Origin of the sequence: Martelella mangrovi, from assembly GCF_040545495.1 — a bacterium.
GTDB lineage: Bacteria > Pseudomonadota > Alphaproteobacteria > Rhizobiales > Rhizobiaceae > Martelella > Martelella mangrovi.
Genome location: NZ_JBEPLY010000004.1, coordinates 156,450 through 179,547, shown reverse-complemented (window position 1 = coordinate 179,547; position 23,098 = coordinate 156,450). Strand labels below are relative to the sequence as shown.

The 23,098-nt window shown below is 61.6% G+C and carries 24 protein-coding genes; 10 read left to right on the top strand and 14 right to left on the bottom strand.

The genetic code is table 11. The features are described 5' to 3' along the window. Positions 1–40 precede the first annotated feature (40 nt). From ABID12_RS07725 to ABID12_RS07710, 4 genes are all read right to left on the bottom strand, one after another. Positions 41–838 (bottom strand): ABC transporter ATP-binding protein, encoded by a 798-nt coding sequence (locus ABID12_RS07725; RefSeq protein WP_354433729.1) that lies wholly within the window; start codon positions 836–838, stop codon positions 41–43. Further along, the gene (locus ABID12_RS07720) at positions 838–1,776 is read right to left on the bottom strand and encodes an ABC transporter permease (protein ID WP_106309608.1); all 939 of its coding nucleotides are present in this window, start codon (positions 1,774–1,776) and stop codon (positions 838–840) included. The genes ABID12_RS07725 and ABID12_RS07720 overlap by 1 nt, the downstream gene beginning before the upstream one ends. Position 1,777: 1 nt before the next feature. Then, positions 1,778–2,749, bottom strand: a complete 972-nt coding sequence (locus ABID12_RS07715; protein WP_354433928.1) for an ABC transporter substrate-binding protein — start codon at positions 2,747–2,749, stop codon at positions 1,778–1,780. Between the two features lie 208 nt (positions 2,750–2,957). Continuing rightward, on the bottom strand, positions 2,958–3,329 hold the full coding sequence (locus tag ABID12_RS07710; RefSeq protein WP_354433728.1) for a DsrE family protein: 372 nt from the start codon (positions 3,327–3,329) through the stop codon (positions 2,958–2,960). A 134-nt stretch (positions 3,330–3,463) separates the two neighbouring features. On the opposite strand from ABID12_RS07710, the gene ung reads away from it, so the two are divergent. The 4 genes from ung to ubiG all read left to right on the top strand — a co-directional run bounded on the left by ung (position 3,464) and on the right by ubiG (position 7,228). Beyond that, positions 3,464–4,165: a uracil-DNA glycosylase gene (ung, locus tag ABID12_RS07705; RefSeq protein ID WP_354433727.1), complete on the top strand. Its 702-nt coding sequence runs from the start codon at positions 3,464–3,466 to the stop codon at positions 4,163–4,165. Between the two features lie 93 nt (positions 4,166–4,258). Further along, positions 4,259–5,686 carry an aldehyde dehydrogenase family protein gene (locus tag ABID12_RS07700; protein WP_354433726.1) on the top strand — a complete coding sequence of 476 codons (1,428 nt, stop codon included), beginning with the start codon at positions 4,259–4,261 and terminating at the stop codon, positions 5,684–5,686. 103 nt (positions 5,687–5,789) lie between these two features. Continuing rightward, positions 5,790–6,179, top strand: a complete 390-nt coding sequence (locus tag ABID12_RS07695) for a RidA family protein (protein WP_106309623.1) — start codon at positions 5,790–5,792, stop codon at positions 6,177–6,179. A 299-nt stretch (positions 6,180–6,478) separates the two neighbouring features. Continuing rightward, a complete protein-coding gene (ubiG, locus tag ABID12_RS07690; RefSeq protein ID WP_354433725.1) occupies positions 6,479–7,228 on the top strand; it encodes a bifunctional 2-polyprenyl-6-hydroxyphenol methylase/3-demethylubiquinol 3-O-methyltransferase UbiG in 750 nt (249 codons plus the stop codon). 6 nt (positions 7,229–7,234) lie between these two features. Here ubiG and ABID12_RS07685 read toward each other — a convergent pair whose 3' ends face one another. Then, complete coding sequence (locus tag ABID12_RS07685) at positions 7,235–7,777, bottom strand: SH3 domain-containing protein (RefSeq protein ID WP_354433724.1); 543 nt, start codon at positions 7,775–7,777, stop codon at positions 7,235–7,237. Between the two features lie 173 nt (positions 7,778–7,950). Here ABID12_RS07685 and ABID12_RS07680 point away from each other — a divergent pair, with 173 nt between their 5' ends. Continuing rightward, entirely contained in the window at positions 7,951–8,958 is a 1,008-nt protein-coding gene (locus ABID12_RS07680) for a 2-hydroxyacid dehydrogenase (RefSeq protein ID WP_354433723.1), read from the top strand. Between the two features lie 344 nt (positions 8,959–9,302). On the opposite strand, the gene ABID12_RS07675 is transcribed toward ABID12_RS07680, so the two are convergent. Both ABID12_RS07675 and ABID12_RS07670 read right to left on the bottom strand, forming a co-directional pair. Beyond that, entirely contained in the window at positions 9,303–10,136 is an 834-nt protein-coding gene (locus ABID12_RS07675; RefSeq protein WP_354433722.1) for a glycerophosphodiester phosphodiesterase, read from the bottom strand. 2 nt (positions 10,137–10,138) lie between these two features. Beyond that, complete coding sequence (locus ABID12_RS07670; RefSeq protein WP_354433721.1) at positions 10,139–11,047, bottom strand: polyprenyl synthetase family protein; 909 nt, start codon at positions 11,045–11,047, stop codon at positions 10,139–10,141. 130 nt (positions 11,048–11,177) lie between these two features. Here ABID12_RS07670 and ABID12_RS07665 point away from each other — a divergent pair, with 130 nt between their 5' ends. The 3 genes from ABID12_RS07665 to rpmF all read left to right on the top strand — a co-directional run bounded on the left by ABID12_RS07665 (position 11,178) and on the right by rpmF (position 12,973). Continuing rightward, on the top strand, positions 11,178–11,897 hold the full coding sequence (locus tag ABID12_RS07665; protein ID WP_354433720.1) for a biosynthetic peptidoglycan transglycosylase: 720 nt from the start codon (positions 11,178–11,180) through the stop codon (positions 11,895–11,897). A gap of 82 nt (positions 11,898–11,979) precedes the next feature. After that, a complete protein-coding gene (locus ABID12_RS07660; RefSeq protein WP_319518741.1) occupies positions 11,980–12,627 on the top strand; it encodes a glutathione S-transferase family protein in 648 nt (215 codons plus the stop codon). A gap of 163 nt (positions 12,628–12,790) precedes the next feature. Then, positions 12,791–12,973: a 50S ribosomal protein L32 gene (gene rpmF / locus ABID12_RS07655; RefSeq protein WP_106309639.1), complete on the top strand. Its 183-nt coding sequence runs from the start codon at positions 12,791–12,793 to the stop codon at positions 12,971–12,973. 115 nt (positions 12,974–13,088) lie between these two features. Here rpmF and phaR read toward each other — a convergent pair whose 3' ends face one another. Then, positions 13,089–13,649: a polyhydroxyalkanoate synthesis repressor PhaR gene (phaR, locus tag ABID12_RS07650; RefSeq protein ID WP_106309642.1), complete on the bottom strand. Its 561-nt coding sequence runs from the start codon at positions 13,647–13,649 to the stop codon at positions 13,089–13,091. Positions 13,650–14,093: 444 nt separating this feature from the next. On the opposite strand from phaR, the gene ABID12_RS07645 reads away from it, so the two are divergent. Further along, positions 14,094–14,840, top strand: a complete 747-nt coding sequence (locus ABID12_RS07645) for an SDR family oxidoreductase (protein ID WP_354433719.1) — start codon at positions 14,094–14,096, stop codon at positions 14,838–14,840. 83 nt (positions 14,841–14,923) lie between these two features. Here the strand turns inward: ABID12_RS07645 and ABID12_RS07640 are convergent, their stop codons facing one another. Continuing rightward, complete coding sequence (locus ABID12_RS07640) at positions 14,924–15,970, bottom strand: DUF2778 domain-containing protein (RefSeq protein WP_354433927.1); 1,047 nt, start codon at positions 15,968–15,970, stop codon at positions 14,924–14,926. A gap of 78 nt (positions 15,971–16,048) precedes the next feature. Further along, positions 16,049–16,426, bottom strand: a complete 378-nt coding sequence (locus ABID12_RS07635; protein ID WP_354433718.1) for a hypothetical protein — start codon at positions 16,424–16,426, stop codon at positions 16,049–16,051. Between the two features lie 180 nt (positions 16,427–16,606). Between ABID12_RS07635 and ABID12_RS07630 the strand changes: the two genes are divergently transcribed. Then, positions 16,607–18,433: an SLC13 family permease gene (locus ABID12_RS07630; protein ID WP_354433717.1), complete on the top strand. Its 1,827-nt coding sequence runs from the start codon at positions 16,607–16,609 to the stop codon at positions 18,431–18,433. 9 nt (positions 18,434–18,442) lie between these two features. Here the strand turns inward: ABID12_RS07630 and nadC are convergent, their stop codons facing one another. The 4 genes from nadC to ABID12_RS07610 all read right to left on the bottom strand — a co-directional run bounded on the left by nadC (position 18,443) and on the right by ABID12_RS07610 (position 23,053). Then, a complete protein-coding gene (nadC, locus tag ABID12_RS07625) occupies positions 18,443–19,297 on the bottom strand; it encodes a carboxylating nicotinate-nucleotide diphosphorylase (RefSeq protein ID WP_354433716.1) in 855 nt (284 codons plus the stop codon). A gap of 1 nt (position 19,298) precedes the next feature. Beyond that, complete coding sequence (locus tag ABID12_RS07620; RefSeq protein WP_354433715.1) at positions 19,299–20,834, bottom strand: L-aspartate oxidase; 1,536 nt, start codon at positions 20,832–20,834, stop codon at positions 19,299–19,301. After that, positions 20,831–21,799, bottom strand: a complete 969-nt coding sequence (gene nadA, locus ABID12_RS07615) for a quinolinate synthase NadA (protein ID WP_354433714.1) — start codon at positions 21,797–21,799, stop codon at positions 20,831–20,833. The genes ABID12_RS07620 and nadA overlap by 4 nt, the downstream gene beginning before the upstream one ends. Before the next feature lie 357 nt (positions 21,800–22,156). Further along, a complete protein-coding gene (locus ABID12_RS07610) occupies positions 22,157–23,053 on the bottom strand; it encodes an NUDIX hydrolase (RefSeq protein WP_354433713.1) in 897 nt (298 codons plus the stop codon). Positions 23,054–23,098: the final 45 nt, after the last annotated feature.

The following is a 23,098-nucleotide window of genomic DNA, read 5'->3' as shown; positions in this document are numbered from 1 at the left end:
TTGGCCGAAAGGTCAGCCGCCTTTTTTTGTGACTCCACAGCTAGGCCAGAACGAGCTGGTCGTCGTCGATATCGGTGCCGGCAGCGCGGCCGAAGCGTTCCAGCAGGTCGGAGACCTGAAGCCGGGAGCGTTCCTCGCCCTTGATGTCAAGGACAATCCGGCCGGCATTCATCATCAGCGTGCGGGTGCCATAGGCCAGCGCGTCGCGCATCGAATGGGTCACCATCAGCGTGGTCAGCTTGCGCTCCTTGGCGATCTCGTCCGACAGCGTCAGCACCTTGTGGGCGGCGGATGGGTCGAGCGCTGCCGTGTGTTCGTCCAGCACCAGGATCTTCATCGGCAGCAGCGTTGCCATCAACAGGCTGACGGCCTGCCGCTGGCCGCCCGACAGCGCCCCGATCGGCGTGCCCATGCGATGCTCGAGCCCGAGGCCAAGCTTTTCCAGATGCTCGGCGAACATCGCCTTCTGGTTCTTTTTGCCAAGGGCAAGACCAAGACCGCGCTTCTTGCCGCGGGCTGCGGCCAGCGCCAGGTTTTCCTCGATGGAAAGCGAGGAACAGGTGCCCAGTCGCGGTTCCTGAAACACGCGGCCGACATAGCGTGCGCGCTTGGCCGCGGGCCAGTCGGTCACATCCAGCCCGTCGAGCTTGACGGAGCCGCTGTCGGGTTTGACGGTGCCGACCACGGATGACAGCAGCGTCGACTTGCCGGCGCCGTTCGAGCCGATCACGGTGACGAATTCGCCTTCGTCGATCGCCATGGAAACGCCGCGCAGCGCCTTGACTTCCGTCGCGGTGCCCGGATTGAAGGTGAGGCGGATATCGGAAAGGGAGAGCATCAGTCCTGTCCCTCGTCTGGCTGCTGCGCGCCGCGCACCAGCTTGAAATTGAAAAGGCTCTTGCGTCCGCGCTTGCCCCGGTTCTGGGAGAGAACCACGGCGACGGCCACGACGATGGCGGTGATCAGGTTGAGGTCCTGCGGGCGGATGCCGATGAAACCGGCCGAAAGCGCAAATGCAATGAAAAGCCGGTAGACGATAGCGCCGATGACGCAGCCCAGCGTTGCCAGAAACACGGTGCGACGACCGAGGATGGCTTCGCCGATGATCAGCGCCGCAAGCCCGGTCACGATCGTGCCGACACCCATGGTCACATCGGCAACGCCCTGCATCTGGGCAAACAGCGACCCGCCGAGCGCGCAGAGCGCATTGGCAATCGACATGCCGAGCAGTGTCATCGCGCCGTTGCGAATGCCCTGGGCTTCGGCCATGGCCGGGTTCTCGCCCGAGGCCCTGAGGCCGAGGCCGATCTCGGTCTTCAGGAACCAGTCGACAATCAGCTTGGCGCCGATGGCGATGATCAAAAGCAGGATCGTATTGCTCCACAGCCCCGCATCGACCGCGCTTTCAAAGCGTGAAAACACCGTGTCATGGCCGTAGACCGGCAGGTTCGGCCGTCCCATGATCCGAAGGTTGACGGAAAACAGCGCAACCATCGACAGGATGCCCGCCAGAAGGTTCATGATCCCGAAGCGCACATTCAACAGGCCGGTCACGAAACCGGCGGCAGCACCTGCGAGCATGCCGAAAAACGTTGCGAGGAAAGGGTCGACGCCATTGATGATGCTGGCGGCCGAAACCGCCGCGCCGAGGGGAAAACTTCCGTCCACCGTCAGATCGGGAAAGTCGAGAACCCGAAATGACATAAAAATGCTCAACGCCACGAGGGCGAAGAGCAAGCCGGTCTCAAAGGCCCCGGCGAGTGCGAAAAGCGTCATATTATTCGATGACCTTCTTGGCGCTGTTCTTGATGTCGTCAGGCACCGTGATGCCCATGGCTTCCGCCGCCTTCATGTTGAGGAAAAGGTCCTGATTGCCCGGCACGACAACGGCGATTTCCGAGGGTGCCTTACCGGCCAGGATTTCGGCAACCATGTCGCCGGTGACCTTGCCCATTTCGGCGTAGTTGAAGCCAAGCGCTGCAATCGCGCCGCGCTCGACGGAATCGGTATCTGTGGTGAAGACCGGCAGCTGCGCGCGCTCACCGACGGTGACGATGGCCTCAAGCACCGAGATGACCGAATTGTCGGTCGGCAGCAGGATGGCATCCGCCTTGCCGACGAGATTGCGGGCGGCGTCCGGCACCATGCTCGACTGCGCGGCGGGGCTTTCAACGACCTCGAGACCGAGTTCCGCGGCGCCGGCCTTGATGTCTTCAACCTGAACGACCGAATTGGCTTCGCCGGGATTGTAGATCACGCCGATGGTCTTGACGTCGGGCACCAGTTTCTGGATCAGCTCCAGTGCCGGTTTGGGCGGCTGCTTGTCGGACGTGCCGGTAATGTTGGCTTCCGGATGCTCGGGGTTTTCGACAAGACCGGCAGCCACCGGATCGGTGACGGCGGCGAAGATGACCGGCGCATCGCCCATGGAATTCTTCAGGGCCTGGGCCGACGGCGTGGAAATGCCAACCGCGACATCGGGCTTGAGACCTGCAAATTCCGAGGCAATCTGGGTCTGGGTGGTCATGTTGTTCTGGGCGGAACGGGCAACCACCGTCAGGTTATCGCCTTCGGTATAGCCCTTTTCGGCGAGGCTTTCGATAATGCCCTCGCGCACGGCGTCAAGGGCGGGATGTTCGACGATATAGGTAATGGCGACGGTCTTCTCGTCGGTGTCCTGCGCCAATGCCGGCGCGGCAAAACCCGCCATCGCGGCCACGGCGGCGGTGGCCAGCACCGCTGTCTTCAGATTGAGCATATTGAACCCCCTGTCAGGATTATTCTTGCGCGGCGTCGCGCGGCGTAATCACGCCCGGCAGTTTGGCCTGCCGCTTGGCGGCGGTCAACGCCGGAACATCGCCCTTGACGACTTTATTTTGTTGACGACAGGCAAGCAGACACCGCGCGCCACAGGGGCTGCGCTGTCGGGCGTCGCATTGGCCGCGGCCGGTCCGGCCTCAGGTGATCTGCAGCGAGCCTTCCGCGTTCATCAGAAGATCGATCACGTCGGGGGCGGCGATGATCTCGAAATCGGGGTCCATGTCTTCCGCGCTGAAGCCGTTATGCTTCATGCAGGCGCCGCAGATGGCAATTTTGCCGCCGGTCTCGCGGAATTTCGCCAGAAGGTCGGGTACGGGGTCAAAGGGCGCGCCGATCGCCATTCCGTCGGCGGCACCCGGCCTTCCAAGTTCGACGGCCTCCGCCATCAGGATCAAGGTGGCGCTGTGTCCCTTGGCAAGGGCATTGACCGCCATGGTGAAGGCGACCGTGACCTTGTTCGGGTTGGATTTTCCGTCGAAAAGCGTCGATACGAAAGCTGTGGGCTGCATGTTTGATCCTCCTTTTCCCGTCACACATCTAATACGCCACAGGGCGCGCACAAGTGTGACATTTTCGCAGGCAATTGCATCGTCGCGGCGGCGGCGATAACAAGGAGAGCGTCTGACAAGGGATAGGGTGTGTGATGGCAGAAAGCGACATCAGGCTTGAGGAAGGCTGGCGGCAGAAACTCAAACCGGAATTCGAGAGCGCCTATATGGCCGCGCTCCGCTCCTTTCTGGTGGAAGAAAAACGCGCCGGGCAGACCGTTTTTCCCAAGGGAAACGAATATTTCCGCGCGCTCGACCTGACCCCGCTTGAAAGCGTCAGGGTCGTCATTCTCGGGCAGGACCCCTATCACGGCCCGGGCCAGGCGCACGGGCTCTGCTTTTCGGTGCAGCCGGGCGTGCGTGTGCCGCCATCGCTGGTCAATATCTACAAGGAACTGGCCACCGATGTCGGCTTCCAGAAGGTCAATCACGGCTTTCTGGAGCACTGGGCGAAGCAGGGCGTATTGCTGCTGAACTCTGTTCTGACCGTGCGGCAGGCCGCTGCCGCCTCCCATCGCGGCAAGGGCTGGGAGAATTTCACCGATGCCGTCATCCGCGTTGTCAATGACGAGTGCCCGCATGTCGTCTTCATGCTCTGGGGCGCCTATGCGCAGAAAAAGGCGTCGTTTGTCGACACATCCCATCATCTGGTGCTGAAATCGCCCCATCCCTCGCCGCTTTCCGCCCATAACGGTTTTTTCGGCTGCCGGCATTTTTCCAAAGCCAACCAGTTTCTTCTGGAGCAGGGGATGGAGCCGGTGGACTGGCAGTTGCCGGAAGATCCCGAAGACAGCTGACGGCGTGCGCCGTTCAAGACAGGCGGCGTCTGCGATCTCGCTGCCGCCTGTCTATGTTACATCAAGGCTTGAAAACAATCAGAGGAGGGGCGGATGTCGCACCATTCGAATTTCTTTATCGACGGCAAATGGGTCAATCCCGACCGGTCGGAGACGATCGATGTCATCAATCCCGCAACCGAAGAGGCGATTGCCACCATTGCCCTTGGCGGCGCGAGCGATGTGGACAAGGCCGTGATGGCGGCGCGCAAGGCCTTTGATAGCTTTTCACGCACCACGCGCGAAGAGAGGATGCAGCTTCTGGAGCGTGTCCTGCAGTGCTACATGGCGCGCACGGATGACCTTGTGGCGGCCGTCAGCAGCGAAATGGGTGCGCCGCTGGCCTTGGCGAAGGGCGCGCAGGTGCCGGTCGGCGGCGCGCATATTCGCTCCACACTGGAGGCGCTCGGCACGTTCAGCTTTTCCGAGGTGCGCAATCGTGGCCTGATCGTGCGGGAGCCGATCGGGGTCTGTGCGCTGATCACACCGTGGAACTGGCCGCTGAACCAGATCGCGGCAAAGGTGGCGCCGGCGCTTGCGACAGGCTGCACCATGGTGCTGAAACCCTCCGAAATCGCGCCGCTGACGGGGATCATCTTTGCCGAAATCCTGGAGGAGGCGGGCGTTCCCGCCGGTGTGTTCAACCTTGTCAACGGAACCGGCCCGGATGTCGGGCAGGTGATGGCCGAACACCCGGAAGTCGATATGGTGTCGTTTACCGGTTCGACGCGCGCAGGCATCATCGTTGCCAAGGCGGCGGCCGATACCGTCAAGCGGGTGTGCCAGGAGCTCGGCGGTAAATCGCCTAATATCGTGCTGGATGATGCCGATCTCGAAGATGCAGTCTCGCGCGGCGTGCGGGATTGTTTCCAGAACAGCGGGCAATCCTGTGACGCGCCGACGCGCATGCTGGTGCCGGCAGCAAAACATGACGCGGCCGTCGACATCGCCCGGCGGACGGCCAAAACCCTGAAGGTCGGCGATCCTGGATTAGAAGATACCGATCTCGGCCCGCTCGTCAGCGACCGGCAATATGAAAAGGTTCAGGGCCTGATCGAGACGGCGATTGCGGAAGGCGCGACGCTGGCGGTCGGCGGACCGGGCCGTCCCGACGGGATCAATCGCGGCTATTTTGCGCAGCCGACCGTGTTCGCCAATGTCGATAACAACATGACCATCGCCCGGCAGGAAGTGTTTGGTCCGGTCCTGTCGATCCTGCCCTACGGCAGCGAGCAGGAGGCGATCGATATCGCCAACGACACCGAATACGGGCTCGCCGCTTATGTTCAGTCGGGCGATATCGACCATGCTCGCGCCGTGGCGATGCGGCTTCGCGCCGGCAATGTTTCGATCAACGATAGCGACTGGGATACATCGATCCCCTTCGGCGGCTACAAACAGTCCGGCAATGGTCGCGAATTTGCCGATTGGGGCATGGAGGATTTTCTCGAAATCAAGGGGATACGCGGCTACAAGGCTTAAAATTCCCGCAGAAGACGCTACATTGTGGCCGGACCCGCTTGGCCGTTGCAGCCGGGTCCGGCTGCGGTCAGGCGGTAAGACAGGTTTTCAGAGGCGGTTTCACATGAAGAAAAGCATCAATCCGGCCGGCGTTCGCAAGCCTTTCGGCAACTACAGCCACGGCCTTTATGTGCCGCCGGGCGCCGGGCTGCTTGTGACCTCCGGTCAACTCGGCATCGGTGCGGACGACGTGATCCCGCGCTCCGTCAGCGCGCAGGCGGAACTGTGTTTCGAAGCCATCGGCAAGATTCTCGCTGAAGCCGATATGGGGTTTGAGGACGTGATCCGCATCAATGGCTATGTCACGACCCGCGAGGATTTTCCCGCCTATATGGATGTCCGCGACCGCTTCGTCACAGACCCGAAGCCGGTTTCCACGCTGCTGATCGTCAGCGGTTTCACCCGCGCCGAGTTTCTGGTCGAAGTCGAGGTGACGGCCGCCAAACTGCCGTGACGCCGGTTTTCACGCATCCGGCCGGACGTCAGCAGGCAGGAGCGGGCACAGGGCAGGCGGCGATTATGGGCTTGGAAACAGCGAAAATCGCCCTAAATCGGTAACACTATGGCGGTCGGTGCGCACAGCTTGCCGTGAATGCTTTCAGCGTCTTGCTTGCCGCCGGTTGACACCGCTTCTATAAGCGAAAGGGACAAGGCTGGTGCGGGACGCTGTGAACCGCCCCCTTGCGCACCGCAACACTGAGACAGAGCGTGTTTGTTTTCAAAGCAGGCACGCATCACCCGGAGATCAGGCCGATGAATAACGCCGCCAAGACGACAATCGACGACAGCCAGGTCGAGTGGTTCACGAAAATGGCGGCCGAATGGTGGGACCCGACCGGCAATTTCAAGCCGCTGCACAAATTCAATCCAGTGCGGATTTCCTATGTCCGGGAAAAGGCGTGCAAGCATTTTGGCCGTGATGAGAAATCGGCGCGCCCGCTCACGGGCCTGAAGATCCTTGATGTCGGCTGTGGCGGCGGGCTTCTGGCGGAGCCGCTGACACGCATGGGCGCCAGCGTCACCGGCATTGATCCGGCCGAGAAGAATATCGGCATTGCCACCACCCACGCCGCTGAATCGGGACTGGAGATCGACTATCGCGCGACAACCGCCGAAGCACTGGCCGAAGCGGGCGAGACCTTCGATATCGTGCTCAACATGGAGGTGGTCGAGCATGTTTCGGATGTCGATTTCTTCCTGAAGACAAGCGCCTCGCTGGTACGGCCCGGCGGCATGATGCTGGTGGCGACCATCAATCGCACGCTGAAGGCCCGGGCACTGGCGATCTTTGCGGCCGAGCGGGTGTTGCGCTGGCTGCCGCCGGGCACCCATCAGTATGAGAAGCTGGTGCGGCCGGAGGAAATCGAAAAGCCGCTGAAAGCCGTCGGCATGGAGATCGTGGAACGCCAGGGCGTGTTCTACAACGTGTTGACCGACAGCTGGAACCGTTCGACGGACACCGATGTCAACTACATGGTGCTGACGACCAAGCCGGAGGCCTGAGGCGGCCTACCGGAAAACTTCGTTGGGATAGACGCCCCAGAGATCGTTCTGGTGCATGTAGCCGGAAACGCCCTTGACCTCGAGTTCGCACCAGGTGCCGTCGCATTCTTCCAGATGGACGATCACGCCGGGTTCGATGCTGGCAACATTGCGGGCTGAATCATTGGCGCTGGCCTTCACCGCGAGATAGTTGTCCTCTTCCGCATTGTTGCCGCGCAGCCATGGCGCGACCATCGCGTTGCGCACCGAAGACAGCACCGACACATGCATCCAGCCTTCCGTGCCGTCGGCATCGCGGACCTGGCGCCAGACGGCGTATTCCTCGATGATCTCGACGGGCAGGCCGGGACGCTGGTAGATCCATTTGGTGGCGTAGTTGAAACCGGGGCCGACGCGCATGCGGGCACGATCCGGCTTGATGATGGCAAAGCGGGGAAGCGGCGCACCGGAGGCTCCGCGCCGTTCGCTCTGTGCCTGAACCGGCGACACCGGCGAGACAACGGCGAAGACGAAAAGCGCACACAGGAACAGACTGACGATACGACGCATGGCAACCCTTTGATAGTCCGCCCGGTTTGAGGGCTTGCATGGCGTGATTTCGGCACGGAAACGGCTTCGGCGCTGCGACAGCAATGTTTTCGCGCCGCGGCGTTCCGCTTCCGGTGGAAATGCGCCTGCAATATGTGCATTATCGCCAAACATGTTTAATGAGCTGTTAACCGATGACCCACCCGAAGAAACCCGATGTCTTTGTCACGCGAAAACTGCCCGCGCCGGTCGAGGCGCGCATGCAGGAGCTGTTTTCGGTTACGCTGAACCGCGACGACCGTCCTCTGTCGCGTGACGAACTGGCCGATGCCATGGGCCGGGCCGATGTTCTGGTGCCAACCCTGACGGACCGGATCGATGCGGAACTGATCGAAAAGGCCGGGCCGCGGCTGAAGCTGATCGCAAGCTTTTCCAACGGCGTCGACAATGTCGATGTCAACGCTGCCGCCAAAAAGGGCATCACCGTTACCAATACGCCGAACGTGCTGACGGAAGACACCGCCGACATGACCATGGCGCTGGTGTTGGCCGTGCCGCGCAGGCTTGCCGAGGGCGCGCGTTTCCTGTCGCGCGCCGAACCCGGCGAGTGGCAGGGCTGGAACCCGACATGGATGCTCGGCCGGCGCATCTGGGGCAAGCGTATCGGCATTGTCGGCATGGGCCGCATCGGCACCGCGGTCGGCCGCCGCGCCAAGGCCTTCGGGCTTTCGGTGAACTACCACAATCGCGGCCGTATCAGTCCGGAGACCGAGGCCGAGCTGGAGGCGACGTACTGGGACAGCCTCGATCAGATGCTGGCCCGCGTCGATATCGTTTCGGTCAACTGCCCGTCGACGCCGGCGACCTATCACCTGATTTCCGCCCGCCGCCTGCAGCTGATGCGGCCGGAAGCCTATATCGTCAACACCTCGCGCGGCGATGTCATCGATGAAGAGGCGATGATCAGATGCCTCGAGGAAGACAGGATTGCCGGTGCCGGTCTCGATGTCTTCGAAAACGAACCGGATATCAATCCACGCCTGCTGGAACTGGCAAAGAACGGCAAGGCCGTGCTGCTGCCGCATATGGGCTCGGCAACGCTCGAAAGCCGGGTTGATATGGGTGACAAGGTGATCATCAACATCCGCACCTATTTCGACGGCCACCGCCCGCCGAACCGGGTTTTGCCGGGGCGGGATTGAGGGCGAAATCAGCTGAAAAAAACCTTCACAGTTTTTCAATACTATTCGGAATCGGAGGAGAATGTTTTTATGTCGGAAGATTTAAGCAAAAGTGAAAGAGGCGGACGGACAGCCTATCTCCGGATGGGTGTCTGGTACAATGAAGAGACGGGCCATATCCATATGACACTCCCGAACTCTGGCTGGTTCCACACCACTGTTTGTGCGGATTCCAAGAGCAAGAGAGGCCATCCGAACCTATATGCGAAGCTTGCTCGGGCCCTAAAGGAGGTAGGGTCTCCTGGGCCAGATTCTGTGGAAACCGACTAACATCATTCGGTCTGTATTGCCTAGACAAAAACGCCTTACCCCAATGCGGCAAAAAGCCCGTCGGCGTCATTGGTGGTGATCTGATCGGCTTTCAGCGCCAGAAGTCGCTCGACGCGCGCAAGGTCTTCCGCGCTGCTGCCCCTGATCGTCCATGCATCAACGGTCTTTCCGGCGGCATGGAAGGCGGCGATCATGTTGAAACCGGCGTCTTCTGCGGCGAAGATCAGTTCGAAATGGAGGTAGAACATCTCTGCTTCGGGCGCGGTTGCCAGGGCATCGGCGACGAACGCGGCGTAGCGGCCGTTTGCCATCACCTTTTCCATCGCGCCGTCCAGACAGGGATCATGTCCCGTCAAAAGACCGGGTGCGGCTTGCGAAAGCCGCCTGACGGCATCCGCATGCCCGCCGGACAGGATCATGTGGCGGGTGACCGGGCGGACGGCTTCGGCAAAGCGGGCAATGCTGTCCGGTGAAAAGGCGGAAAGCGGCTCCTTGAGATCGAGCTGCAGGATGGCGCTATCGTCGACGCTGCTTGTTGCCACCAACTGGGCCAGATCATCGAAAAGCATCACGTTTTCGCCGCTATCCCGTCCGGCGGGATCGAGAAGACGGGCAGCGCGGACCTGATCGGCGCTTGCCATGGCGACCGGTCCGGTGCCGGTGGTCGACTGTTCCAGCCGTTCGTCATGCAGCACCGCCAGAGCGCCGTCAGCGGTCAGCTGCAGATCGATTTCGCTGCTTGCGCCGGCTTGCAGGCCCTCGGCGATGCGGGCTCTCGAAAAGGGCGTATCGGCGGGAAAGCGCTTTCCGCGATGCCATTTCAAAAGCGTACGGTGGCCTTCCCGGATAATGGCGACGGGCGCTGTCACGCTCAATTCTTTCGTTGGGCGACGAAACCGGCCGCCTCGACCAGGGTTTCGGCTTTTGCACCGAAGGGCGACAACAATGTTGCGGCCTCGTTCACCAGTTCGCCCAGGCGGTTTTCCGCCCATTCGATCCCATGAAGGGCAACCAGCGTGCCCTTGCCGCGTCCGGCATCCTTGCCGGTTGCCTTGCCCATGGTTTTGCTATCGGCCGTCAGGTCGAGCAGGTCATCGGCAAGCTGGAAGGCAAGGCCGACCACGGCGCCGTAGCGATGAAGCCGCGCGCGTTCATTGTCGCCGGCGCCGGCGATGATCGCGCCCGCTTCGGCTGCGAACCGGATCAGCGCGCCGGTCTTCATGGCCTGCAGCGTGACGATGCCGGCTTCGTCGGGCGGTGATTTTTCCGCCGCCAGATCCAGTGCCTGACCGCCCACCATGCCGCCGACGCCTGCTGCCCGCGCCAGCGCCGAGACGAGCTTCAGCCGTGCCGCAGGCTCAAGCCCGGTGGCGTCATCGGCAATGATGTCGAAGGCAAGTGTCAGCAGGCTGTCGCCCGCCAGAATGGCGCCGGCCTCGTCAAAGGCTTTGTGCACCGTCGGCCGGCCGCGCCTGAGGTCGTCATCGTCCATGGCCGGCAGATCGTCGTGGATCAGCGAATAGCAGTGAACGCATTCCAGTGCGGCAGCCACCCGGAGTGCGGCTTCCTGCGGACCGTCGAAAAGCCGGGTGCTTTCGATCACGAGAAACGGTCGGAAGCGCTTGCCGCCGTTTAACACGCCATGGCGGATTGCCGCCATCAGCGTTGGCGGACGGGCGGTTTCGCCGGCAAGGGGGGCGGGGCCGAGAAGAGCGTCGAGGCGGGCTTCCACCTGCTGGCGGGCATCGTCAAGACGGGCGGTGAAGGTCTGATCTGTCATGCGCTTCTCTTGGCATGGCGCAGGGCGCCGTTCAAGCCGGAATGACCGGCGCATATTGCCGCTGCCTTCTTTTCAAACAGGCCGTTTTCGGGCTAAGGAGAAGGCGGTTTTTATGAGGATCGGTTGATATATGGGCGAAACGCCGGAGTTTGATGAGGATGAAGCCCCGCGGCGGAGCTTTTTCCGGCGCTGGTTCCGTATCGTCGCGTTTGTGCTGCTTGTTGCGATTCTCTTGCCTTATCTGCTGCTGCCGCTTTATCGTCCGGCCTTCGTACATCCTGTCTCGGTGCCGATGCTGTCGCGGATTTTTACCGGCTATGACCGGGAGTGGGTCGCCTTCGACGATATCGCCCCGGTTCTGGTGCAATCGGTGCTGATGTCGGAAGACGGGCAATTCTGCAATCACTACGGCATCGACTGGCGCGAATACAAAGCCGTGGTCAAGGACGCGCTCGCCGGTGAAGAGACGCGCGGGGCCAGCACCATCCCCATGCAGACGGTCAAGAACCTGTTTTTGTGGAACAGCCGCTCCTATCTGCGCAAGGTTCTGGAACTGCCGCTGGCGGTTGCCGCCGATGCTTTCTGGTCGAAGAAGCGGGTCATGGAGGTCTATCTCAACATCGCCCAGTGGGGGCCGGAGACCTTCGGCATCGAGGCGGCGGCACAGGAGCAGTTCGGGGTTTCCGCTGCCGATCTTTCCCGCCGTCAGGCCGCCCTGCTGGCCGTGTCCCTGCCGAACCCCACCGGCAGGCAGGCCGCCGCACCGAGCGCCCATATGAACCGCCTTGCAAACCGTGTGGAGCGGCTTGCCGCACGTTCCGGCGCATACATTCACTGCCTTTATGACTGATATCCGATAAATCCATTGGTGTGGCGGCAGCGTTTCAGGGTAATTCCCGCTGAGGAGTTATGAACGGAAAGGACACCGCCCCATGCGTGATCTGACGCTTTATATCGGCAACAAGCGCTATTCCTCCTGGTCGTTGAGGCCATGGCTTGCCATGGAGGCATCGGGCATTCCATTCAAGGAAGTGCTGATCCCGTTTGATTTTCCGGCCGGAAATCCGCGTTTTCGCGAACTTTCGCCGGTCGGCCTCGTGCCGGTGCTGCATCACGGCAAGGTCCGGATCTGGGAATCGCTGGCGATCATCGAATATGTTGCGGAGCTTTACCCCGAAGCCCAGCTCTGGCCCGCTGACAGGGTCGAGCGCGCCGCCGCCCGCACGCTTTCCGCGGAAATTCACGCGGGCTTGCGGGCACTGCGCGGCGCCTGCCCGATGAATTTCGGCCGCAAACCGTCGCCGCTGGCGGTTGATGATGCCGTAAAGGCCGATGTCACGCGTATCAAGACCATGTGGCGCGATGCGCTTGAAGCCTCGGGCGGGCCTTTCCTGTTCGGCCATTTTTCTGCTGCCGACGCCATGTATGCGCCTGTCGTCAATCGCCTGGAGATATACGAACTGGCCGATGACAGCGTGACGCTTGCCTATATGAATGCGGTCAAAAGCCTGCCCGCTTTCCAGCGCTGGCGTGACGGCGCGCTGGCCGAAAGCTGGATTATCCCGGAAGAAGAGATCTGAGGCTGAATGGCTGCTTTCCGGTGTGAGTCAAAAAAATGCCGGAGGGACTGGTCAAACGGGCACAAGACCTGTATAAGCGCGCCAAATTTCATGAATTTCAAGGACGAACTTGCGGTGGTTATGCGCGCCGCGGATCAGGCCTTGCCGAAACTGGAGTAGTCCAATGGCTGTACCGAAAAGAAAAACGACCCCGTCCAAGCGCGGTATGCGCCGTGCTGCAGACGCTCTCAAGGCTCCGGCATATGTCGAAGACAAGAATTCCGGCGAACTGCGCCGTCCGCACCATGTCGATCTGAAGACCGGCATGTATCGCGGCCGTCAGGTTCTGACGCCGAAGGAAGCCTGATCGAAAGATCGGTTTACCGAAAAGCATTTGAAAAGCCGTCCCTCGGGGCGGTTTTTCTGTTTTCAGGGCCCGGCGGAATGGATGGCGTCTGAAACCGTTTCAGACGCCATGCGCTTTAAAGATTGTCGATCCGGTCCTGCAGAACCCGCAACTGGTTGCGCAGGTCGTCGAGGTCTCCGGTCACTGCATGAACCGCCGGTTCCTCTGCATCGCTGTCGTCGGCTGCGGCTTTGGTGCGATAGCTGCTGGCGCCAAGGCCGGAGCGGCGCGCGGCCTCTTCCTTGCGATAATATTCCCGCTTGAGCGGGTTTTCATAAAGCGCCTTGTCCATCTGCTCGCGCATATGGGCCTGCTGTTCGGAAAACGCCTTCATGGCGTTGTCGAGAAAGCCGGGCAGCATGGCCTGCATCTGGTCGCCGTAATAGCCGATGATTTCCCGAAGGAAGGAGACCGGCAGAACGCCCTGTCCGGATTTCGCTTCCTGTTCGAAGATGATCTGGGTCAGCACCGTGTGGGTGATGTCGTCGCCCGACTTGGCATCCTGAACGGTGAATTCCTCTCCCTGTTTCACCATGTCCGCCAGATCTTCGAGCGTCACGTAGCTGCTGGTGCCGGTATTGTAGAGCCGGCGATTGGCATATTTCTTGATAGCAGTCGGTCCGTCGCGTACGGGCATTTGTCTCTCCTCCCCGCGTTTGTCGTTTCCTCTTCCCACCCCAGATGTAACCTCAAAAAACGTGGCGTTACAATCGTTTTATCGCAATGCAGCGACAACGGCCCGTCCTGCAGCGGCCGGCCTGTAACAGCCGGCGCGGGTGCAAGACGGTGTTTTGCGGGCCGTTTGGAACCCCGGATTTGTGACAGAAAGGCCGCGGCCGCGGACCGGTCACGCCTTTGCGTGGGGTCGATATCGCAAGTGCAGCACCTGCGTCGCTCGGTCATGTCGGGTCCGTGTGTTGTCGACGGCTTTTCCACAGGCCTCATGCCTCTCGTCTTGTCGTGTCGATGGCTGCAAACGCTCCCCGGGGCAGGGCATCTGGAAACCATATGACGCAGACATCACATCATATGTGCCTGACTTCGAACGAAGCGACAGGCTGTCGAAACGGGAGGAAAAATCATGGGCATTGAAAAAACCGACGATCTTAAGGTGATCGTCAGTGGCGGAACCGGTGGTATCGGCGCGGCAACCGTGCGTTTGCTTGCTGCAGGCGGTGCGAAGGTCATGATCGGCGACCTTGCTGACGACGCTGGTGAAAAACTTGCCGGGGAATTGGGTGAAAACGTGCGTTTCCACCGGTTGGACGTCAGCCGGCCGGAAGACTGGGAGGCTATTGTAGCTGCCACGGAAGAGGCTTTCGGCGGCGTCAATGCGCTGTTCAACAATGCCGGCATCGTGCAGTTTTCCGGTGTGAAGGACTGCACGCCCGTAGATTTCCGCAAGATCATGGACATCAACGCCAATGGCGTCTTCTACGGGATGCATTTTGCCGCACCGGCAATCATCAGGGCAGGCGGCGGCGTGATCGTGAATACCTCGTCGACCGCCGGCCTGTACGGGGTCGCATCGGTATTCGGCTACGCGGCCTCGAAGTGGGCGGTGCGCGGCATGACAAAGGCGGCCGCACTTGACCTGGCGCGCGACAATGTGCGGGTCTGCTCCATTCACCCCGGGCCGATCGCCACACCGATGACGGCGGATCTCGGGGATGACCTTGTCGCCAGCCAGCCGATAGCGCGCTACGGCCAGCCGGAAGAAGTCGCGCGCCTCGTCAGGTTTCTGCTGGTCGAGGCGAGCTATTCCACCGGCGCGGAATTCATCATCGATGGCGGTGCAACAACCGGCTCACTCGAACCGGTCAAATAGCCTGCCGCCGATAAGACCACAAAAAAGAGGCGGCCCGTCGGGACCGCCTCTGTCTGATGCTGCAGTTTAACGTGCGAACGTCTTCAGCTCGTGCGGCTTGCCAGCTGGACGCTCAGGCCTTCCTTGAGGCTTGGCACGGCGACGATGTAATCGACCTTGTTGGCCTTATAGGCCTTCAGGAACTTGTAGTAATCCTTGAAGACAAGGCACCCGTGTGAATCGCCCGGTGTCCGCAGCATGTAGGTGTGGGCAAGAATGCCGGTCCTGCCGAGAGGATGGGTGCCGTCAACCGAGGTCATCCGCAGGGCCGGCACGCCATGGAAAAGCGACTCGCGCATGGTCAGCTTGTAGGTTGCCGCAGGCACGGCGCCGGCCATCTTCACATGGGTATAGTCCGGGTCGTCGCGATATTTGCCCTTGCCGGAATGAGCCTCCATGACCTCGCCGTCGGGCATGTAGACCTTGCCGGCGGCGATATCGTAAACGGCCACCTTGGATGTGCGTTCCGGCACTTCCCCGAAAATGCCGTCGAGGCCGTCATGGCCGAAATCGGCATAGGCAAGCGTGAGGGCGGCCGGGCGTTTTTCCGGTGTGGGGATTTCGCCCGGTGCAAGCCGGGAATCGTCTGCGCCCTGCAAGACCAGTTTGAAGGCGTCGTCCGCGCCGTCTGCCGGGTGATCCTTGGGCGAAACGCTGGCGAGCGCGGTGCTTGCAGGAATAGGCTCCGGCGTTTTGGTTGCGGCCGGTGTTGCCGGGGTCAGCTCTGGCGGCAGGCCTGCGAGGGCAACATTGGCATCGGCATTTTCAGCGATCTGCTTGCCGACCAGCTTGCGCTGCCGGTCCGTCAGGGCGGAGTGGCCGCTGCGTTCAAGCTTCGGCTTGAGATAGGAGAGGCGCACATCCTCGGGCTTCAGCGTCTGTGCCCGTCCCTGTCCTTCCCGCGCGGCCAGAAGACGCGACGCCTTGGCGCTTTGGGCGCGTTCCGGTGACCGGAAGGCCGGGTTTACCGCCAGAAGCGCGCTGCCCGAAGCAGCAAGATGCGGCCTGGAGACTGTCGCCGAAATGATGGGCGATGATGCAATCGTGGCGATCGCACCCCCTGTGACAAGCAGGACGGCGGATGCTGCCACCAATCGGAACAAACGGCTTTTATGGCCGCCACGAATGGACGAATGTCTGGTTTTTCTCGACGTCACGAGCCACACTTCCTACGCAATACTCAAAGATGGTGTGTCTGTTTTCAGCCGGCAAATTAATGCACTCAGGGTAAATTTTTCATTACCCCGGCTTTCGCAGGCGTGTTTTTTCGTCAGAGCAGGTTTTTCACAGAAACACCGGGGAACTTTGAAACCAGATTTTGCGTTAGGGCGTTCGGTTGAGGTGTGTGGCAAAAGAGCCGCGAGAAATGCCGCTGTCATGCAGATGCCTTTCGTGTGCTGAACGGCCCCCGAAAGGACCTTGACGTTCGCGTAAATTTTTTGTCTGAAATTGCCGGTATTGGCAAAAAGCGGACAAAATGCGGCCGGAAGAAAAAAGGCCTGGCGCGCAGCGCGTCGCGGGAAACATGCGGCATGAAACAACAACATTCCACCCGCCCCGAGGCTTGCGAAGGTCTCTGTTTCCGTTCAATATCCGCCCGACCGGTCCTGGTGCCGGTCAATTTCAGATTGCCAATTTCATAGCAAGCTGCGGACCGGTTTGACAAGTTTGGCCTGCTTTTCTCCGGTTGGCCCGCATTGATCGGTTTTCGGCCATGAGGCCTCGACTTGGTTGAGAATTTTCATCTCTACGCCACGCTGGCAATTATCGCCGGAACGATTGTTTTCTATGCACTCGACCGCTTTCCCGTCGAGAGTATCGCGCTTGCCTCGATCTCGCTGCTGCTGGTGCTGTTCGGCACGTTTCCCTATCAGCCGGAAACCGGCAGCGCGGTTTCGATTGAAGCCCTGCTTTCCGGCTTCGCCTCACCGGCACTGGTCACCGTTCTGGCCCTGCTGATCGTTGGCAAGGGGCTGTTTGCCACCGATGCGCTTGAAGGTCTCACCAACCGGATCGGCCGGATGTATGGCGGCAATCCGCGGCTCTCCATCGCCATCATTCTTGTCGTTGCGGGGGTGACGTCGGCATTCCTGAACAATACGCCGGTGGTTGTCATCTTCATTCCGGTGCTGACGTCGCTTGCGGCCCGTTTCCGCCTTCCGGCCTATCAGATCTTCATGCCGCTTTCCTTCATCACCATTTTCGGTGGCATGACGACGATGATCGGCTCGTCCACCAACCTGATCGCCGCCGGCATGGCGGCGCGGGAGGGGCTGGATATCGGTTTCTTCGATATTACCGGCATGGGGCTGATACTGGCGGGGATCGGCTATCTCTATGTTCTGTTCATTCTGCCCCGGATTCTCGACAGCGAACGTTCGGAGGAAAAATCCGGCCTTCAAAGTTCAGGCACGCAGTTTCTGGGCGAGATCGTCCTGCAGTCGTCCAGCCGTTTTGCCGGCGACAGTGCGCGCTCGGGGTTCTTTCCCAACCTCACCCCTATGTCGCTGCACGCGCTGATCCGCAACGGCCGGGTTCTGTTGCCGCCCTATGATGACGGGCTCACCCTTGAGCCGGGCGACCGGCTGCAGATGACCGGCACGCGCAAGGCCTTCATGGACATGCTTGCCAAGGGCGAGATCAGCCTTTCCGAGCCGCCGGATGGCACCGTGCCGGCGCGTGAGCGCAAGGTCGGGCCGCATTATCACCTTGCCGAGGCCGTGATTGCGCCGGGTTCACTGTTCGAGGGGAGAACGGTGCGTTTCAGCGGCATTCAGCAGCGCTTCCACGTCACGATCTTCGGGGTCAGGCGTAAAAGCCGGATGGCGCGCACGCCGCTTTCACAGCTGCGGTTCGAGGCCGGTGATACGCTTCTGATCGGCGGCAATGAAGATGACGTCATGTCGATGCGGGGTAATCACGATCTTCTGCTGCTCGAACATTCGGCTGAAAGCGTTCCGCCGCGCGACAAGTCGCTGATTGCCAGCGTCATTTTCGGCGGCATTGTGGCGCTGTCGGCGACCGGGCTTTCGCCGATGGTGGTCAATTCGGTGGTCGGCGCGCTGCTGATGATTGTTTTCGGCTGTCTGACCTTTCAACAGGCCGCCCGCGCCTTCGATCGCCAGATTTTCCTGCTTGTCGGCGCTTCCATTGCCATGGCAACCGCGCTGGAGGCGACAGGCGGCGCGCGCCTGATTGCCGAAGGCATCGTGGGGCTGGGCGGCGGCTCGTCGGCGCCGGTGGTTCTGGCCCTGCTGTTCATCGCGGTGGCGCTGTTGACCAACCTTTTGTCGAACAATGCGACATCGGCGCTGTTCATTCCGATTTCACTGGACATGGCGCGCCGGATCGGGGCGCCGCCGGAGGTGTTTGCCGCTGCCGTCATCTATGCCGCCAACTGCTCGTTCGCGACGCCGATTGCCTATCAGACCAACCTCATGGTCATGGGGCCGGGGCATTACGGCTTTCGCGATTTCCTGCGCGCCGGTCTTCCGCTGATCGCGCTCATTACCATCGTCTTTTCGCTGCTGGCGCCGTGGTATTACAATCTCTGACGCGCCGGTTCAGCCGGTGGCGTCGCGATAGTCGAGACCAATGTCGAGAACCGGGGCGGAATGTGTCAGCCAGCCGATGGAGATCAGATCGACACCGGCCTTTGCGACATCACCTGCCGTTTCCGGCGTGATCCCGCCGGAGGCTTCGGTGATGGCGCGGCCGGAAACAATTTCAACGGCGCGGCGCAGCGTCTCGGGGGACATATTGTCAAGGAGGACCGCATCGACGCCTTCGGCCATGGCTTCCTCAAGTTGGGCGAGCGTGTCGACCTCGACCTCGATCTTCACCATATGGCCGGCGTTCTCCTTCGCGCGGCGGATCGCGGTGGCAATGCTGCCGGCAATGGCGATGTGATTGTCCTTGATAAGCACGGCATCGGCGAGCGAAAAACGGTGATTGCCGCCGCCGCCGGCCCGCACGGCATATTTCTCCAGCGCCCTGAGCCCCGGCGTCGTCTTGCGGGTGCAGACGATTGCCGCGCCCGTGCCGGCAACCGCCCTGACCACGCCTGCCGTGACCGTGGCGATGCCGGAGAGATGGCCGAGAAAATTGAGCGCGGTGCGCTCGCCGGTCAATAATGCGCGCGACGGACCGGTCACGGTCGCGATGATATCGCCGGCCGCAATGGCGGTGCCGTCGTCTGCGTGCCGGGTCAGGCGGATCGATGGATCGACGAGCGTGAAAGCGAGCTCTGCGGCATCGAGCCCGGCGACCACGCCCGGCTTTCTGGCGGCCATGACCACCGAGGAGTGATGGTCCGGCGGAATGACCGCATCGGCGGTGATATCGCCGGCAAGGCCGAGGTCTTCTTCAAGCGCACGACGAACGGCAGGTTCGATGACGAGGCGGGGCAGGGATTGCATGTCAGGCGCTCCGGGCGAGTGAATGGCGGATCGGGTGTGCGCCGGAAATGGTCCCGGCGGCCGTGAAAATGTCATCAAGGGTCATGGTCTGCCGGCGCGGGTGCGCGTTTTTGTCCGGAAAATCGCTGCGGGCGTGGGCGCCGCGCGATTCCGTGCGCAAGGCCGCGAAAACGGCGATTGAAAGCGCCACAACGGCCGGATCGGCGTCGGGTCCGGTGTTTTGCGCGAGCGGCAGAAGCGCTGTGACGGCCGTTGCAAGCGCGGGGCCGTTGCGGATCACCCCCAGATGGCGGGAGATGATCGAACGCACCCGGTCCGTTTGGGCGGCCGGCGGCACGGCCGCGGTAATCGAAGGAGCTGTGGTAATGCCGGGGCGGGCGGCGATATTACGTGCGGCGGCCAGGCCTGCCGCTGCGGCTTCCAGCAGCGAATTGCTGGCAAGACGGTTGGCGCCATGCAGGCCCGTGGCTGCGCATTCGCCGACGGCCCACAGGCCTGAAACGGTGGTGCGGGCATCGATATCGGTGGCGATGCCGCCCATGTGATAATGCTCGGCGGGACGGACTGGGATGCGATCTGTCGCCGGGTCGATCCCTGCGCGCGCGCAGATCTTGGTAATGGCCGGAAAGCGTGTGGCAAAGCGGGCCCGAAGTGCGGGCGGTGCATCGAGAAAGACCTGTCGGCCACGGGCCATTTCTGCGGCAATCGCACGGGCGACAACATCGCGGGGCGCCAGTTCGGCGCTCGGTGTTCCGGCAAGAAAGCGCTCATTCCTGTCGTTGACAAGGATTGCGCCCTCGCCACGGACAGCCTCGCTGATCAGCGGCAGAGGTCTTGTCGCGGTGGCAAGGGCCGTCGGATGGAACTGCACGAATTCCATATCGGAAAGGGCGGCGCCCGCACGGGCGGCCAGCATCACGCCCTGTCCGAAATTCCCGGCCGGGTTGGTCGAGGCATGATAAAGCCCGCCAATGCCGCCGGTTGCCAGCACGACGCGGCCCGTTTCGATGGGTAAAGCCCGATCGTTGCGGACACAGAGAAGACCGCGCACGCTGTTGTCCTCAACCAGCAGGCGGCGAACCTCGGTGCCGGACATCACGGTGACGGAGGGCGTGGCGGCAACCGCCTTTGCAAGGGCCGCGATAATGGCCGCACCGGATGCATCGCCGCCGGCATGCAGGATCCGGTGTCGCGAATGCGCCGCTTCAAGACCGCGCTGAAATGCGCCGTTTTCCTCGCGGTCAAAAAGAACGCCGTGGCGCTCCAGAAAGGCGATAACCTCGGGTGCTGCGGAGACAATGGCGCGGGCGGCGTTGCGATCGGAAAGGCCGTCGCCTGCGCCAAGGGTGTCTTCAAGATGCAGTTCGGGGCTGTCGTCCTCGCCCAGCGCTGCGGCAATGCCGCCCTGGGCCCAGGCACTGGAGGTTCCGGCGCCGAGATCGGCTCTGGTGATCAGCAGAACCGGCTGCGGCGCCAGCGCCAGCGCGGTGACGAGGCCGCCGATGCCGGAACCGATCACGGCGACAGGCGCGCTCATACCGCAAGCATCCGTTCAACCGCGCGCCGTGCATCATCGGTAATCGCCGGATCGACGGTCACCTCGTGGCGGTTTTCCTCAAGGGCTGCGCGGATATTGGCGAGCGAAATGCGCTTCATATGCGGACACAGATTGCAGGGGCGCACGAAATCGACCTCGGGATGCTGCACGGAAACATTGTCGCTCATCGAGCACTCCGTCAAAAGCACCACGCGTCCGGGTTTGGCGCTGCCGACATAATCCGACATGCCGGCCGTGGAGCCGGAAAAATCCGCCTCCGCGACAACCTCGGGCGGGCATTCGGGATGGGCGATGATGGTGACGCCCGGCCAGGCCGCGCGCATCTCGCGCACATCATCGGCCGTGAACAGTTCATGCACTTCACAATGGCCATGCCAGGCGATCATTTCGACATCGGTTTCGCGGGCAATATTGCGGGCCAGATATTCGTCCGGCAGCATCAGCACTTTCGGCACGCCGAGCGATTCCACCACGCGTTTGGCGTTGCCCGATGTGCAGCAGATATCCGAAGCCGCCTTCACGGCCGCCGATGTGTTCACATAGGTGACTACCGGCACGCCGGGATGGGTCTGGCGCAGAAGTGCGATGTCTGCGGGGGTAATGGAATCGGCAAGCGAACAGCCGGCGCCCACGTCGGGGATCAGGACCGTCTTTTCCGGGTTCAGCAATTTTGCGGTTTCGGCCATGAAGTGAACGCCGGCCAGCACGATCACGTCAGCCTCGACCCGGGTTGCCTCGCGGGCAAGCGCCAGACTGTCCCCGACGATATCGGCGACGCCGTGAAAGATCTCGGGGGTCTGGTAGTTATGCGCCAGAACGACGGCATTGCGTTCGCTCTTCAACCGCAAAATGGCTTCAATGTCATCTTCGAAGCTCAGCCATTCGGCTTTTGGAATCACATGGGAAACGCGCTCATAGAGAGCGGCGGAGAGGGGAGCGTTCATCTGCATTTCCTCCTTGCGGTCGGATATCGGCTCCGACGATCTATTATACTCATTTAGAGTATATATATAGCGGAGTCATAATCTCATGCCCTGGCAATGTCAAATCGCCCTTGCCGTCGATGCCTGTTCTGTTTCGGCGGAGCGGGGGAGGTGCAGCGTTTGGCGACTGCGAAGATGACCGATTACGTCGGCTGTTTTGCAGCCGGAATGCGGCCTTTGATATCAGTTGCGCGCAGAGGTTCATGGTTCCGCGAGCGTGCTACGGATGCCGTGCGCGGTTCTGGCTGTTCTGGTTATGAGGTCTTCGGAGGGTGGCGCGTTATGCCATCCGTGCCCGTTGCCGGTTCTTCCGGTGGCTTACATGCGCGCAACCGGCAGCCGTGAACCGGCGAGCGCGCGTTCGGTCAGGATCGCATGGCGGTAGCGGTAAAGCCGGGCCGGGCGTCCACCGGTCTCGCTCGTCGTCTCGCCGGTTTCCTCAATCAGCTGCTGCTGGTCGATCTGGCGGCGGAAATTGGGTTTGTGCAGCGTCAGCCCGGCCAGCGCCTCGACGCCTTTTTGAAGCTGGAGCAGGGTGAAGCTTTCCGGCGTCAGCTCGAAAATCACCGGCCGGTACTTGATCTTGGCGCGCAGGCGGGCAATGGCCGTGGCGAGGATGCGGCGGTGGTCGCCGGCCATCGGCTTGCCGAACCAAAACGCGGGCGCAAGCCCCGCTTCGGCAATCAGCCCGGCCTCGTACATCAGCTCATAGCGCTGCAGCACCAGTTCTTCGTTCCAGGCCATGTCGTCGAGACCAAATGCGTAGGCGATGCGGTGCAGGCGATGCGCCCGTCCGGGACGGTCGCTCATGCCCCACTGGGTCAGCATGTCGGTGATCTTCTCGAGGATTTCGGGTCTGCCGCCGCGCAGGTCCTCCCATGGAAAATAGGTGTACCAGTCTTTCCACAAAGGCCGTCCGCCGCCCGGCGGCGCCTGCTCGCGCACAAGCCCCAGATAGCTGATCGAAATGGTCCGCAGGTCATCCGGGCCGCGGTCGCGGTCGGCGAAGGTGTAGAGCTGTTCGAGGTAGCCGACGGGGTGGCCGGTCTGGCTTTCCACCCACGAGCGCAATCCGGCCTGCAGGCTGCGGTGGTCGCTTTCGAACGGTCCCGAAGGCAGGGCAGCGCCGGTGCGCACGGTCATGACGCGCGGCACGTCATCCGTCAGTGCGGTCAAAACGGCAATCAGTTCGGGGTGGACGAGAGCCTCGGTCACGGTCGCTTCGCTCTTTCTCATGTATAAAGGGCGGTAGCACCAAAT

Bases quoted from the DNA above. Each gene is read 5' to 3' on its own strand.
- ABID12_RS07680 (WP_354433723.1), top strand. From the start codon at position 7,951: ATGACCCACCCGAAGAAACCCGATGTCTTTGTCACGCGAAAACTGCCC.
- ABID12_RS07645 (WP_354433719.1), top strand. From the start codon at position 14,094: ATGGGCATTGAAAAAACCGACGATCTTAAGGTGATCGTCAGTGGCGGA.
- ABID12_RS07700 (WP_354433726.1), top strand. From the start codon at position 4,259: ATGTCGCACCATTCGAATTTCTTTATCGACGGCAAATGGGTCAATCCC.
- nadC (WP_354433716.1), bottom strand. From the start codon at position 19,297: ATGCAATCCCTGCCCCGCCTCGTCATCGAACCTGCCGTTCGTCGTGCG.
- ABID12_RS07660 (WP_319518741.1), top strand. From the start codon at position 11,980: ATGCGTGATCTGACGCTTTATATCGGCAACAAGCGCTATTCCTCCTGG.
- ABID12_RS07685 (WP_354433724.1), bottom strand. From the start codon at position 7,777: ATGCGTCGTATCGTCAGTCTGTTCCTGTGTGCGCTTTTCGTCTTCGCC.
- ABID12_RS07720 (WP_106309608.1), bottom strand. From the start codon at position 1,776: ATGACGCTTTTCGCACTCGCCGGGGCCTTTGAGACCGGCTTGCTCTTC.
- ABID12_RS07670 (WP_354433721.1), bottom strand. From the start codon at position 11,047: ATGACAGATCAGACCTTCACCGCCCGTCTTGACGATGCCCGCCAGCAG.
- ubiG (WP_354433725.1), top strand. From the start codon at position 6,479: ATGAATAACGCCGCCAAGACGACAATCGACGACAGCCAGGTCGAGTGG.
- ABID12_RS07665 (WP_354433720.1), top strand. From the start codon at position 11,178: ATGGGCGAAACGCCGGAGTTTGATGAGGATGAAGCCCCGCGGCGGAGC.
- ABID12_RS07635 (WP_354433718.1), bottom strand. From the start codon at position 16,426: ATGTTGTTGTTTCATGCCGCATGTTTCCCGCGACGCGCTGCGCGCCAG.
- ABID12_RS07725 (WP_354433729.1), bottom strand. From the start codon at position 838: ATGCTCTCCCTTTCCGATATCCGCCTCACCTTCAATCCGGGCACCGCG.
- ABID12_RS07620 (WP_354433715.1), bottom strand. From the start codon at position 20,834: ATGAGCGCGCCTGTCGCCGTGATCGGTTCCGGCATCGGCGGCCTCGTC.
- ABID12_RS07710 (WP_354433728.1), bottom strand. From the start codon at position 3,329: ATGCAGCCCACAGCTTTCGTATCGACGCTTTTCGACGGAAAATCCAAC.
- ABID12_RS07695 (WP_106309623.1), top strand. From the start codon at position 5,790: ATGAAGAAAAGCATCAATCCGGCCGGCGTTCGCAAGCCTTTCGGCAAC.
- rpmF (WP_106309639.1), top strand. From the start codon at position 12,791: ATGGCTGTACCGAAAAGAAAAACGACCCCGTCCAAGCGCGGTATGCGC.
- phaR (WP_106309642.1), bottom strand. From the start codon at position 13,649: ATGCCCGTACGCGACGGACCGACTGCTATCAAGAAATATGCCAATCGC.
- ung (WP_354433727.1), top strand. From the start codon at position 3,464: ATGGCAGAAAGCGACATCAGGCTTGAGGAAGGCTGGCGGCAGAAACTC.
- nadA (WP_354433714.1), bottom strand. From the start codon at position 21,799: ATGAACGCTCCCCTCTCCGCCGCTCTCTATGAGCGCGTTTCCCATGTG.